The following is a 14,126-nucleotide window of genomic DNA, read 5'->3' on the forward strand; positions in this document are numbered from 1 at the left end:
TAATCTAAGAGCATTTGAAAAGTAATCATATTCCAAAATAAGACAAAAAGCTTTTCATTTGAGAAAATGACTTTTCAACACTGCCTGATGCAACATTGCCAAACGGACATAACACTTCACAGGTAATTGCCGGGATTTTCTTTAGATTACAGACATCTTCTACAGCACCCTTATAGGATGAACCCGCATAATCGAAAGCAATCATCTCTGAACCCACATCCTGTGAAATATAATTAGCAATCAGAAAACTTTCTGGACATGGGGATTTTGATGAAAAAATTGATTCGAACCCCGGGTTTGAATTGAGGGCAGTAGAGTGGAAATCGCCTACGAAATCAATGCCCAAATCAGCAACCGCCTTGATGATTAAGTTACTTAACGAGTTGTTAATGTGAGCAGATCTGTTCAAATCCATTGAATTAAATGTTCTCTCATTATTCATTGTTGATTTTGGAGATGCAAATGGGATAAAATAAATCGTATGATTCAAATCCTTATCTGCCATTTCATTCAACAGCATAACATTAGCAATTTGCGGAGGCAGTTCATTTCCATGAATGCCTGATGAAACCAATAATTTATTTCCGCCTTTGCCTAACTTAAAAATAGGTGTTCCAAAAACAGATTTTTCTAAAATAAATTGGGTTAAAGGAGTTAATGATAGTTTTTCAAGCAATTTCCTATTCCTTGAAATATATCCTCCTGAAAAATCAGAAATGCAGCCGATTTCCAAATTTTCAAATCCTTCAACTTTTTTAAAATACATAATTAATTATACATTGAAACTCTTATTTAAAAATAAGGATGAAAATGAAAAAATACATTAAGAATTTAATAAGGCTCGTAAATTATGAAAGAGATGCCGAAATTGATTTGATGACTCATGAAATAAGTACAATGTCCGGGCAAAAAAGAGAAGAGCTGGGAAGAGCCATCAATAAATTAAAAGGAAAATATGTCGGCAAGGAATTGGGAATGCAGATTGTTCAGTTCGGACGATCTGAAATAATTGATACCGAAATAAGCGTTGGCGACATGGTTTTAATAAGTACTGACAATCCCTTAAGAAGTGACTTGACAGGAACCGTTACTGAAAAGGGTGCCAGATTCATAAAAGTTGCGTTTGATAAAAGAATTCCAAAATGGGCACTGAAAAAGAAGGTTCGCCTTGATTTATATGCAAACGACATCACGTTCCGGAGAATGGAAGATAATCTTAATCATCTCAGTTTAAAAGGCAAAAATGCTCTTGAATACATTTTAAACCAGAGAAATCCTAAGAAAAATAGGCCAACTCCATACATTAACTATATTGACCAATCTCTTAACGAATCACAAAAATCAGCTATTGAAAATTCCCTTTCATGTGAAAATTTCTTTTTGATACATGGTCCCTTCGGCACAGGCAAAACCAGAACATTGGTTGAACTGATCTCACAGGAAACCCGACAGAACCACAAAGTATTGGCTACAGCCGAAAGCAATGCTGCAGTAGACAATATTTTGGAGAGATTAATGGACAACAAGAAATTAAATCTGACAAGATTAGGACATCCCCAAAGAGTTTCAAAACATAATATTACACAGACATTGGCATATAAAGTTGAAAATCACGATCTAAACAGGAAAATCAAAAAGATTCATAAAAAGATTGACAAGCTAATAGGAAAAAGGAACAACTTTACAAAGCCAACCCCACAATACCGCAGAGGATACGGGGACTATGATATTCTCCATAACGCTTCAAAAGGAAAAGGAGGGCGCGGAATAAGTCCTGAAAAAATGAAATCAATGGCACAGTGGATTGAAATTAATCAGGAAATTGATGAGGCCCATGATGACATAAAAAGAATCGAAAACAGGATGATTAAAGATATCATCGATAAAAGTGATGTTATTCTTGCCACAAATTCATCAGCAGCTCTTGAATCAATATCCCAAACCAAATTCGATGTTGCCATAATCGATGAAGCTTCACAAGCAACAATTCCAAGCATTCTAATTCCAATAGCTAAAGCACATAGATTTATTCTTGCAGGAGACCACAAGCAACTTCCGCCAACAATCATTAGTGAAAAAGCAGGAGCATTGGAAAAAACGCTGTTTGAAGAACTGATAAAAATGTATCCGTTCAAATCCCAATTGCTGAATGTCCAGTACAGAATGAACAGTCTGCTTATGAAATTTCCAAATCAGGAGTTCTACAATAACGGTTTGAAAAGCGATTCGAGTGTTGATGACATTACAATAAATGACATTCTTGATTCAAGCTATGACGAGGAAGCTTTATTGTTCATTGACACGTCTAAAATCGAAAACAATGGTGAAAGACATTTAAAGGATTCAAAATCAATCGTCAACAAATTAGAGTCTGAAATTGCAGTCAACATCGCCAATGATTACTTGAACGCGGGAATTGATGAAGACGATATTGGAATCATAAGCCCATATGCAGATCAAGTTAAGCTAATTCAGGATAAAACCCCTATTGAAGTGAAGACCGTTGATGGATTTCAAGGAAGGGAAAAGGAAATCATCATCATATCAACCGTCAGAAGCAACAATGATGGAAATATTGGATTTTTAAAAGATTTGAGAAGATTAAATGTTGCAATAACCCGGGCAAAAAGGAAACTGATAATAATAGGAAATAAAGAGACGCTAAAAACCAATCCGACATATTCCAGACTTGTTGACTTTGTTGAAGATAAAAATTTATTGGTAGAAATTTAGGCATACCTAAACTTTATATACTATGACATCGAATATAATAAACAAGGATTAAAAAGTTCATATAACTTTTTTCCTCCAAACTCTTAATTAGGGATACGACTTTTAAAACAACATATAACTTTTCAACCTCAATTAATTTAACCCTAAATTAAGAGTTTTTCTTCTGCCACTATTTTTTTATAAATTATAAATACTACAAAAAATAAAAATAATTATTGAATACTTATTCTTATTTAAAATTATTTGATGGTGATTAATTATGACTGAAAAAGTGGTTTTAGCATTCAGCGGAGGGCTTGACACCTCTGTTTGTGTTAAATTATTAGAAGAAAAATACGATGCGGAAGTTATTACTGCATGTGTAGATGTTGGACAAGGCGAAGAAGAGATGGAAAAAGCAAAAACCATGGCAGCCAAAATTGGAGGATTAAAACACTACAACATAGATGCTAAAGAGGAATTTGCAAACGAATACATCTCACGTGGAATCAAAGCGAATGCAGAATATGAAGGATACCCATTAAGTACTGCACTTGCAAGACCATTAATTGCACAAAAAATCATAGAAGTGGCTGAAAAAGAAGGGGCAACTGCTATCGCACACGGTTGTACCGGAAAAGGAAACGACCAATTCAGATTTGAAGCAGTTATTCTTGCAATGTCTGATTTAGATATTATCGCACCAATCAGAGAAATGAACCTGACAAGAACAGAAGAAAAAGCATATGCAGAATCCAAAGGTATCGAATTAAGTTACGATAAAATTTACAGTATTGACGAAAACCTCTGGGGAAGAGCAATCGAAGGAGACGTCTTAGAAGACCCTGCAAACGAACCTCCGGAAGACATTTACGAATGGACCAAATCCTGGCAAGATGCTAATGATGAACCTGAAAAAGTTTCTATTGAATTCGAAGAAGGTATTCCTGTAGCTATAAATGGTGAAATGATGCCTTTAGTCGAGCTCATTGAAAAAGCAAATGAAATTGCCGGAAATAATGCAATCGGTAGAGTCGACACCATTGAAAACAGAATGATTGGTCTTAAAAGTAGGGAAATCTATGAAACCCCTGGTGCAAAATTGTTAATTGCAGCTCACCAAGCTTTAGAAGAATTGGTTTTAACAACTGACGAGCTAAGATTTGCCGAATACGTGTCCACATTATATGCCGATTTGGTATACAGAGCACTCTGGCAAGAACCATTAAGGGCAGACTTAGACCAAGCAATTGACAATATGCAAGAAAGAGTAAGCGGGGAAGTTGTAATGAAACTCTTTAAAGGTTCCATTCAACCAATCATCAGAAAATCTCCATTCAGCTTACACAGCATAGAACAAATTACTTTTGAAGACAAAGAAACCGAGCAAAGCGAAGTTGAAGGTATGATCAAATACCACGGTCTTCAAGCAGCGAATTATCAAAAATTAAACAGATAGCTTTAAAGCTATCATTTTTACTTATTTTTATGTCTAAAATTAACCAACTACAGGAAATTATTGACTCTTCCGACAATATCGTGTTTTTTGGAGGGGCAGGAGTATCTACAGAAAGCGGAATTCCAGACTTCAGATCTGAAAGCGGAATCTTCAAAAGCCTGGAAAAATATGGAGATACCCCGGAAAATCTGGTTTCACACAGCTATTATTTGGACCATACCGAAGAATTCTTTAATTATTACAAAGACAATCTTGTTTTTAAGGATGCCCAACCAAATCCGGCTCATTTGAAACTTGCTGAACTTGAAAAGGCAGGAAAATTGAAAGCCGTCATTACTCAAAACATTGACGGACTCCATCAAAAGGCAGGAAGCAAAAATGTTTTGGAGCTTCATGGAAGCATTCACAGGAATTTCTGTCAAATATGCAATAAGGAATATGGATTAGATTACATTCTAGAAAGTGACGGAATACCAAGGTGTGATTGCGGAGGAATCATAAAGCCGGATGTAGTGTTATACGAGGAACCATTGAATAATGCGATTTTGAACTTTTCAGTAGATTACATATCTCAAGCAGAGACATTGATAATTGGAGGAACCTCACTTGTGGTATATCCTGCGGCAGGACTTATAAATTACTTTAATGGAAAAAATCTTGTTTTAATCAATAAAAGCGAAACACCTTACGACAATCTTGCAACACTAGTCATCAATGATGCCATCGGCGAGACACTTTCCCAAATCAAAATCTAAAGATTCAGGAATCAATTCAATTCCATCTAATTGGTTATCGCACCTGTAAACAAGTATTTCAACACCCTCATCATATGCTTCATTTAAAGTTTGAGAGAAAACCGGATCGTTTTCCCAGTTTGGTCTGAAAAATCTTCCGGCAGGATGCTGAATCAGGAAAAATACAACACAACGATTTCCCTCTTTTTTAAGCTTGATTAATTCCTTCAGATGCTTTGCGCCACGTTCGGTTGGAGCATCGGGAAATCTTGCTTCACCATCAACAATCAGGGTGACCCCCTTAACCTCAACATAACAAGGTTCTATTAAAAAACTCATTCCACAGCAGTCATCCTCTTCATTAGCCAAATATATGTCTATCCTAGAATTATCAACAGTTTTTTCCCTTTGATGATATGAATATCCGTCAAGCTCTTTTATCTTGCCCTCGACAATCGCATCATAAACAATGCTATTGGCCTGCTGTGAATAGAGTGATACCAGAACACCCTTATTTTCTACAAAATGAAGTGAAAACTTTGTCTTTCTGTTTGGATTTTTAGATGGTTCAAGCCAAACAACAGCATTTTCAACTAAAAGCTCCTTGCATCTGCCGGTATTTGGAACATGAGCCCGTTCCAAATTGCCGTCGACTTCAACTTCTGCAATGAATCTATTTGGGCGATTCTTAAAAATTCCTTTAACATAATCCATTTTTTATCACACTGCCAATGTATGATACCAAATCTGTAGCTGAAAATCCATTTCCTTTCTCTTTAAATGCTTCATCGCCTGCAAGGCCATTAATGAAAGCTGCCAGTGCCGCACTGTCAAATGCATTAAGATTCTGTGAAAGCAAACCTGTGGCAATGCCTGAAAGAGCATCTCCAGTTCCGCCAACAGTCATTCCCGCATTTCCAGTTCGGTTAATCCTAAATCGGGTTTTGGACAATATCAAGTCATTTTGGCCTTTAACAATGACTGAACCCTTAATTTGGCGAGTGATTTGTTGAAACTCGGTGATGTTTTCATCGACCTTGTTGAAATCATATGAATCCATATCAAGTTTCAAGTCCCCATCGACTTTAAAAATTGACTTGAACTCAGATATGTGTGGAGTCAATATAACATCTTCACGGTTTTTAATTAAGTTTATTTCAACCTGTTTCAAGGCATCAGCATCCAACACGATTGGTTTTTTGATTTTTGCAACTAAAACATTGAATAATTTTGAAGTGTCCTCATCAATTCCTGCACCAGGACCTATCAAAACAGCATCGACATTACCGGCCATGCCCAAAATCTCATCTGCATGTGATATGGACAATCTATCCCCATCCAATGATTGGACTATTAAGTCTGGAGAAGTTGATTTAATGGCTTCAGCCGCTTTTTGAGGAGCCGCAACATAAACAAGATCTGCTCCTGCACCAATTGCCGCCATTCCTGCAATAGCTGGAGCGCCAGAATAATCCTTGTTTCCCCCTACAACCAATAATTTACCATTGTTTCCTTTGTGAGATGATGGGCTTCTAGATTTAAGTCTTAAAAAGTCACCATAGTTAACAAAATATTCTGCTTCAAATGGAATTCCTATATCTGCAGTTACAAGACCGCCAACCTCTTCCTCATCGGCATTTCTAACCCCTGTTTTGATTTTGTGAAAACTGATTGTGTAGTCCGGAATTACTGCCAAATCGTCGACATCACCTGTTAATGGGTCCATTCCTGACGGAACATCAACGCTTATCTTAATCCCCTCTGATTCATTGATGATTTCAATTGCCCTTCTAATGTTGGTTTGTAATTTTCCTTTTATTCCAGTCCCTAAAAGCCCATCTATAATAATAAACTCGGAATTTTCACTTTTAGCAATTTCACAGTTGTTAATATCTTCCAAAGTTTTAAGATTATATATATTTAAATGAGATAGACGTGGCTTCATATTCATTAATATCTCCAAATTGGTTTTCGCATCTGCTGAATGGATATTATCCTTCAACATATAAATATCAACATCATATCCCCTATTAAGCAGATAACGTGCTGCAACAAAACCATCACCACCGTTTCCTCCGGAACCTGTAAAAATTGCAACCTTAACAGGTTTTGAAAATGTAAAGACCGCAATTTTGCCGACTTCTTCAGCCAAAGACTTACCGGCAGATTCCATTAAACATAACCTTGACAAACCTAAATATTCACAATTATAATCTGTAACCATCATATCAATCGGATGCAAAAAATCACCTTAAGTTAAAATATGACTATTTAATATAAATATAATTATCTTAAGTCAAGGAAAAAATTTATGAGAAAAATAACACTTAAACTTTTATCAAAAATGCCCATAAAATATATGGGAAGCGGAATAATCCTGATTGTCCTATTATTTGCATATGGGATTATAGGTTCACATTACATAATGAATTTAAATTATGTTGACTCTATTTATTATGCCGTGATTACAATGGCAACTGTGGGCTATGGAGATTATATTCCTCAAACTGGAATTCAAAAGATTTTTGCAACAACATTAGCCTTGGGAGGAGTTGGGCTGCTTGCTTATGTATTTAATGTAATTTTAACTAATTTTCAGGAAAGAATGAGCAAATATTCAAAAGGAGTTCGGAAAATGAAAGCGATTGAAAATATGGATGATTATTATATTCTTTGTGGATGTGGAAGGGTTGGAAAAGTTGTATTGAATGAATTGACACAAAGAAATCAAAATGTAATTATATTTGAAAGAAATGAGGAAATCTGTGAAAGCATTGAAGAAAGTGAATCTATCATTACTATTCATAAAGATGCAACAGAAGATGATGTGATTGCAAAATTAGCGGGAGATAAATGTAACAGCGTGATTATAAGTACAGGAGATGATGTAAGTAACCTATTCATCGTTTTGACAATACGTGAAACAAATCCGGATGCATGGATTGTTACAAGAGCGAGCAAAACTGAAAACATTTCCCGCCTTAGAAAAGCAGGCGCCAACAAAATCGTATCACCTGAGATAATTGGAGGACAGGACTTATATTTCGAATCCACAAAACCACATCTTTTAAGAATAACCGTAAGACACAATTCTGATGAAATATTCGATGAATTTAAAATAATAGCTAAATACGGATGTACTCTGGAAAACATCGACTATCACCTTCCCGGAATTGAAACACCACTCACCCGTGAAATAAGAACTAGAAACATTGTTGACGGTAAAAGATATGTAAATTACTTAGACAATCATGCCGACCAGAAACATGCTTTAGATAACCTATACAAAATCAGCCACAACACCCACTCCCATCTAATTTCAGGTCCTGATAAAAATGCATTTGACAAACTGGTAAAGGATTTAGAAAAAGTAGATGAAATCATCGGTGTGAACTTAACAGACGAAGAAATAGCTAAAATGACAAAAAATAAAATTGAATAAATATTTTTAAAAAAAAAGTAAAAAGGTAGAGAATATAAATTCTCTAGAATAAGTCTTGTAAGTGGATTTGGTAAGGTCCTAAGCTTCCGCCGTAGTTACCAGCACCAATTTCAATAACACCAGGCACTTGACAAGCAGCTTCAATACCTGCTTTCATAGCGGCTTTAACGGATTCTTCATCGACACCGTCAATAACGATTTCCATGTTTCCGAATACGTCTTCTGGCAATTCAGTTTCTACTTGATCTTTTAAAGTTACACATTCTTTTTCGTTGGTAGATGCACTCATGAAAGAGTATTTTGAACCAGTTTTAGAACCGGAAGCAACCATACCACCAGAGAAAGGAGTAATTACACCAGGAACAGCGTGAATAGCATCAACAGCAGCTTCAGCAGCAACAATAGATGTCATTTGACTGTCACCCATGATGAAGAAGTTTCCACCAGCTACACCATCTTTCCATCCCATTGCGTCTTCGACTAAGAATTCACCAGACATAATAGGAATAACATGCATTTTTTTACCATTTACTTCTTTTTCAGTTTCAAATCCGTCACCGAAGAATTTGAGTTGTTTTCCGGTTGGGAAGGATTCTTCACTTTCAAGAGCGTTGAATGCTGCTGCAGTAGGAGCAGTTAAAACACATTGACCGATTCTGTCCATAATTTGTCCACCTAAAGCTTTTTTAGACATGTGGCAAATCATGATTGCATAACCTGGTCTTCCATCTGGAGATTCAGTTGGAGGAACATATTGGTCAATACCTGCTTCTGCAGGACATCCGATAACTGAAGTAGCAAATCCAGTAGCTTCAGTAGCTGCAATTTTAGCTAAATGTTTAGTAGCTGCAGTAATAATCAATCTAGATACTTTAATTCCGAAACCTTCAGCAAAGTTATCTTGTATTTTTACGCCATTAATTTCCATTTTTTCACCATTAATTTAGTTGAAAATTAGATTAAAGAAAATATAATTTTAAAAAAATTATAAATTAAACTAATTTTCTCAACATTTAAAGATATATTTCACAATTAAAATAAAGTTTTCTATTTATTCATCAAGGTCGTTTTCAATTGATTCCTCAATTTCATCAGCTGATGAACTGAATGAAATTTTATCCAAAACAGAAGATCCGTAATATGGTAAAATGACCATACCTAATATTGTAGCCATCCAGAATGATATTAACCTTTCGATAACAGTTGCGGCAGCACTTACTGATGGTGAAACGCCTGCTGCGGAGTAAAATAAAATCATTAATCCATCGATAGCCCCTAAACCTCCAGGAAGAAGTGGAATCATACCTACCAAACAAGCTACAATGAATACTTGGCCAACAATAATCGGATTAACATTGGCACCGAATGCTAAAAATACCAAATAAACCCTTAAAATTTCAAAAATCCAAATTACAAAGGACAATACAAGAGAATAAACCAAACCCTTTTTATTTGAAATCAATGATCTCATTGTGCCTTGAAAACCCAATATGGATTCATGAATTGAATTTTCTAACTCTTCAGAATTTTTCTTGTAAAACCTTCTTACAAGACCTATAATCCAGCCATCAACCCTTTTTCCAAAATCGATATTTATACACATGTAAATAAGAACTATCAATACGGCGATAATGGCTATTACGGCAATGACCATTATGACAAGCAGCCATACATCAAAATCGAAAAACAATGCCATTGAAGCGATAGTGATTGCAGCTAACAGTACAAAAGGAAATGTATCCAATGCCCTGTCTGCAACAACGGTAGCCAGTGTTTCATCAAACTCGTATCCTTTGTTTTCCTTATATAAAAGGTATGCTCTTACAGGCTCCCCACCACCACGTCCTGATGGAGTGATATTATTAACAGCTAGGCCTACCAAAACCATAGGCAGCAATTTCATGATGCTTACATCCATATCGGCAATTTTATTAAGAATTTGCCAACGAAGAGTATATAAAAAATAAGTAAAAACTTGAACAACAATAGCTAAAGCAATTAAAGTTAGATTAGCAATTTTTAAAGCATCAATAACCTTATCAATTCCAACAAAGTATAGCATTCCAAATAGAATCAGAACACTTATTCCCAACATTAATATTGTTTTTTTATCCATTGCTTATAATTCTAGCAATCAATACTTATAAATTTATATAGAAATTTATTCAAATTATTAGGTGATGAGATATATTAACAAAACTGACCTGTTTATAGTGGTCAGAAATTTGAGTAAAATCATGGTTGGGATAGGTGTGCTGTGCCTAATTCCGATAATTGTAGATTTAATATATCTCGAATTTAATTTAATCGGATTTTTAATTCCTAGTTTTATTTCAATTGCATTAGGCTATGCGATAAGCATTACTTTCAAAGATTATACTCATAAAAGGATGGGCCTGAAGCACGGAATGATTATTTCGGCTCTTGCATGGCTATGGGCCGCAATCATCTGCGGACTGGCAATGTTTTTAATCACACAGCACAGTTTTGTTGATGCCGTGTTTGAGAGCATGTCCGCATTGACCGGAAGTGGAGTGACATTCTACTCTAATGTTGAAATATTGCCCAACAGCATACTGTTTTTTAGAGCATTTCAACAATGGGTAGGCGGTTTAGGAATTATTGTTATGATAATCGCCATTTTAACAAGACCGGGAAATGCTTCTTCAAGATTATACCAGTCAGAAGCACGTGAAGAAAGATTGAAACCTAGTGTAAAAGCTACATTGGAACAGACAATAAAAATTTATTTAATTTATACCGCTTTTGGAATAACATTATATCTACTTGCAGGAATGCCTCCTTTTGATGCAATGTGCAATACATTCACCACCATATCTACCGGAGGAATGAGCATCAAGAATGCAAACATCGGATATTACCAAAGCGATTTAATCTATTTCATTACAATTATATTGATGATTCTTGGAGCAACAAGCTTTTTAGTTCATTATCTGGTTATAAAAACCAGAGGCAAATCATTGATTCAGGATTTACAGTTTAAAGTAATGATCAGCATTATAGCCATTGTTTCACTATTGCTTTTTTTTACAACCAAAATTATGCCGATAGAAATAGTATTTACTGTTGTCTCCGCCATTACGACCACCGGGGCAAGCGTTCAAAGTTCAGCTGCGCTGGCAGGATGGCCTTCCTTTGTACTCATATGTTTGATGGTTTTAATGTTAATTGGAGGATCTAGCGGATCAACTGTAGGTGCAATCAAGTTGACAAGAGTAATCATATTCTTTAAAGGAATATACAAACATATTCGCCAAATCATGTCCCCTGAAGGACGTGTTGTTCCAATGAAAATAGCTGATAAAAAAATTACCGATAAAGACGTGTCAGATAGCGGAAATTATATAACCCTATATCTAATTTGCATATTGATTACATGGGTGTTATTCTGTTTTTACGGCCATGACCCTTTCTATAGCTTTTTCGACACAATATCAATTCAAAGTAACGTGGGTTTATCTACTGGAATAATAACACCTGCACTTGAAATGCCTTTGAAAATAATTGGCATATTCAATATGTGGACCGGAAGATTGGAAATTTATCCAGTACTGATTACATTAAGGGCGATGTTTGAGATTTTCAAAAGATAACTTTTATAATATATTAAATCAAATATTGATTATCAATAATAAAAGAGGGGATCTAATGTATATAATTATCATGGGAGGGGGTCGTGTTGGACTTTCTCTTGCAAACTTATTAATTGATGATGGCGAAGACATTGCTTTAATCGAAAGTGATGAAGCATTATGTGCGGAGATTGCATCAGACCTTGATGCTTTGGTTATTTCTGGAAACGGTACTAGCTCCAAGTTACTGGAAGAAGTAAATATTGAAGATGCAGACTACTTTATTGCAACAACAGGAAGTGACGAAGCAAATCTTCTTTCATGCATTTTAGTTAGAAAGTATAATGTTCCCCACATCATTGCCCGTGTAAGTAATCCTGAACACGAAGAGGCATTCAAAGAAGTGGGAATAGAACAAGTAATTTCACCTGAAAGGGCTGCGGCTGCACAATTACAGAAAGTAGTTACCAGACCAAATGCTGCAGAATTAATGACTCTCGGAGAAGGAGATGCGGAAATTCTTGATATGACCATAACAAATGACAAAGTAATCGGAAAGAAATTTAAAGACATATCCCCTACAAAAGATTATATCATAATATCCACATATCAAAACGGAAAATTAGTTATACCGCAATCAGACAATATCGTAAGCCGTGGCGAGAAGGTATCCGTTCTTGTTAGAAGAGGAACATTCCGAAATGTGGCTAAAAAATTAGGAGACGGATCATAAATAGGAATATGATAACCTAATATGATCTTTCCCATTATTTTCAACAATCGGACCATGACCAGGATAGATGTTTACAACATCCAGTTGCATTAATCTTTCAACACTATTTTTCATGTCCTGATAGTCCCCACCGATATCCATTCTTCCGACACCACCGCCGGCAAATATTGTATCACCTGATATTAAGTTTTTACCATCCCATAAGCAGATTCCTCCACTTGTATGGCCTGGAGTGTGGATAACTTTAAAATCGGCAATTTCATCACCTTCCTCAAGTTCAATATCCACTCGTGAGTTATCGGCATTGCCAAAAGCAGACATGCTAGTTCCCAAAGTATCTTCATTTCTAATGGAAACTGCATCCAACCTATGAACGGCAATCTTTGCATTCGGGAAAAAACAATTACCTCCAATATGGTCAAAATGGCAATGGGTATTAACAACCAATTCAATATCATCAGGTTCAACGCCATTTTCGCGAAGTTTGGAAAATAGATAATCCTTATTTTGTCCTGCGCCTGTGTCAACAAGAATATTATCATTAATCAAGTAACAATTTGAATCATAATTGAATCCTAAAATAAAAACAATGTTTGACATAGAAGATAATATCATTATAAAAGTAATTAAAATTTTTGAAAAAAAAAGTTTTATAAAAAAGTGGGGTCACAGGGATTTGAACCCCGATCCTGGGATTTCTCTTGCCTCAGTACTCCAATTGATCATCACAACGGATACTGTTCAGTTACGCGTATATTTCTTCAAAGACAACTGGAGTCCCAGATGATGCCAGGTTACACCATAACCCCATAACATAACATACAATAATAAATATATTTTGATAATATATAAACATTACCATTTATTCAAATTTCATTTGCCTATCAATACCTGCAATTTCATCAATTTCCAAACCTTTTTCAAGCGCATAATCCTTTTCAACTTTGTAATTTCCATTTCTTGTTCTTGGAGTATTTTCAGGTTCTAAAAAAAGCCATTTAGTGTATTTGAATCTTACACCAATATAAGGTTTGGCTCCAAATATTTTTGAAAATTCGCAAAGCGCATCAATCTGTGCCGCTTCAATATACACCTTATCTTTTGTAGTTGTTTTAACTTCAATTGCCAAATATAACTTACCATTTCCCGCCAAAACATCTGGAAGAGGATTTTTAGTAGCTCCACCTGATGCGGGAGCTCTTAAAGCGGCAAAATTTCTTTCCCAAAGTTTATGCACCAAATCTCTTTCTTCAGCTGATCCTTTTTTAGCCATAGTAACACTCAATATCAGAAAAATATTTTATAATGATAATATTGTTTTAACTACTATATAATAAAAATGAAAGAGCAATTGAAAAGTAATTATTAAAAAAAAAATTTTATAAATGGGGCCGGGGCCGAGATTCGAACCCGAGTCCCGGGATCCACAGTCCCGGAGGATGACCACCTACCC

General features: G+C 35.5%; 13 protein-coding genes and 1 tRNA gene. 6 read left to right on the plus strand and 8 right to left on the minus strand.

Annotated features, from left to right (window positions below; genetic code table 11):
* Nucleotides 1-25: 25 nt before the first annotated feature.
* Nucleotides 26-766 (minus strand): succinylglutamate desuccinylase/aspartoacylase family protein, encoded by a 741-nt coding sequence (locus E7Z77_RS08285; RefSeq protein ID WP_292752707.1) that lies wholly within the window; start codon nt 764-766, stop codon nt 26-28.
* Between the two features lie 44 nt (nt 767-810).
* Here E7Z77_RS08285 and E7Z77_RS08290 point away from each other — a divergent pair, with 44 nt between their 5' ends.
* The 3 genes from E7Z77_RS08290 (at nt 811) to E7Z77_RS08300 (ending at nt 4,926) form a co-directional block, all read left to right on the plus strand.
* Nucleotides 811-2,733: an IGHMBP2 family helicase gene (locus E7Z77_RS08290; protein WP_292752710.1), complete on the plus strand. Its 1,923-nt coding sequence runs from the start codon at nt 811-813 to the stop codon at nt 2,731-2,733.
* A gap of 259 nt (nt 2,734-2,992) precedes the next feature.
* Nucleotides 2,993-4,171 (plus strand): argininosuccinate synthase, encoded by a 1,179-nt coding sequence (locus E7Z77_RS08295; protein WP_292752714.1) that lies wholly within the window; start codon nt 2,993-2,995, stop codon nt 4,169-4,171.
* A gap of 29 nt (nt 4,172-4,200) precedes the next feature.
* A complete protein-coding gene (locus E7Z77_RS08300) occupies nt 4,201-4,926 on the plus strand; it encodes an NAD-dependent protein deacylase (RefSeq protein WP_292752717.1) in 726 nt (241 codons plus the stop codon).
* On the opposite strand, the gene sfsA is transcribed toward E7Z77_RS08300, so the two are convergent.
* Nucleotides 4,876-5,619, minus strand: a complete 744-nt coding sequence (sfsA, locus tag E7Z77_RS08305) for a DNA/RNA nuclease SfsA (RefSeq protein WP_292752722.1) — start codon at nt 5,617-5,619, stop codon at nt 4,876-4,878. The genes E7Z77_RS08300 and sfsA overlap by 51 nt on opposite strands.
* Nucleotides 5,606-7,147 carry an NAD(P)H-hydrate dehydratase gene (locus E7Z77_RS08310; RefSeq protein ID WP_292752730.1) on the minus strand — a complete coding sequence of 514 codons (1,542 nt, stop codon included), beginning with the start codon at nt 7,145-7,147 and terminating at the stop codon, nt 5,606-5,608. Before E7Z77_RS08310 ends, sfsA begins: the two co-directional genes overlap by 14 nt.
* Nucleotides 7,148-7,216: 69 nt before the next feature.
* Here E7Z77_RS08310 and E7Z77_RS08315 point away from each other — a divergent pair, with 69 nt between their 5' ends.
* The gene (locus tag E7Z77_RS08315; protein ID WP_292752735.1) at nt 7,217-8,347 is read left to right on the plus strand and encodes an NAD-binding protein; all 1,131 of its coding nucleotides are present in this window, start codon (nt 7,217-7,219) and stop codon (nt 8,345-8,347) included.
* A 43-nt stretch (nt 8,348-8,390) separates the two neighbouring features.
* Here E7Z77_RS08315 and fhcD read toward each other — a convergent pair whose 3' ends face one another.
* Entirely contained in the window at nt 8,391-9,275 is an 885-nt protein-coding gene (gene fhcD / locus E7Z77_RS08320) for a formylmethanofuran--tetrahydromethanopterin N-formyltransferase (protein ID WP_292752743.1), read from the minus strand.
* A gap of 123 nt (nt 9,276-9,398) precedes the next feature.
* Complete coding sequence (locus E7Z77_RS08325; RefSeq protein ID WP_292752746.1) at nt 9,399-10,463, minus strand: UPF0104 family protein; 1,065 nt, start codon at nt 10,461-10,463, stop codon at nt 9,399-9,401.
* 64 nt (nt 10,464-10,527) lie between these two features.
* On the opposite strand from E7Z77_RS08325, the gene E7Z77_RS08330 reads away from it, so the two are divergent.
* Nucleotides 10,528-11,961 (plus strand): TrkH family potassium uptake protein, encoded by a 1,434-nt coding sequence (locus E7Z77_RS08330; RefSeq protein ID WP_292752750.1) that lies wholly within the window; start codon nt 10,528-10,530, stop codon nt 11,959-11,961.
* A 55-nt stretch (nt 11,962-12,016) separates the two neighbouring features.
* Entirely contained in the window at nt 12,017-12,673 is a 657-nt protein-coding gene (locus E7Z77_RS08335; RefSeq protein WP_292752757.1) for a TrkA family potassium uptake protein, read from the plus strand.
* On the opposite strand, the gene E7Z77_RS08340 is transcribed toward E7Z77_RS08335, so the two are convergent.
* From E7Z77_RS08340 to hjc, 3 genes are all read right to left on the minus strand, one after another.
* Nucleotides 12,668-13,273 (minus strand): MBL fold metallo-hydrolase, encoded by a 606-nt coding sequence (locus E7Z77_RS08340; protein WP_292752760.1) that lies wholly within the window; start codon nt 13,271-13,273, stop codon nt 12,668-12,670. The two genes, E7Z77_RS08335 and E7Z77_RS08340, sit on opposite strands and share 6 nt — an antisense overlap.
* Nucleotides 13,274-13,334: 61 nt before the next feature.
* Nucleotides 13,335-13,482: transfer RNA gene (locus E7Z77_RS08345), tRNA-Trp, on the minus strand.
* A 53-nt stretch (nt 13,483-13,535) separates the two neighbouring features.
* Entirely contained in the window at nt 13,536-13,946 is a 411-nt protein-coding gene (gene hjc, locus E7Z77_RS08350) for a Holliday junction resolvase Hjc (RefSeq protein ID WP_292752763.1), read from the minus strand.
* Between the last annotated feature and the right edge of the window lie 180 nt (nt 13,947-14,126).

Origin of the sequence: Methanobrevibacter sp. (assembly GCF_015062985.1) — an archaeon.
GTDB lineage: Archaea > Methanobacteriota > Methanobacteria > Methanobacteriales > Methanobacteriaceae > Methanocatella.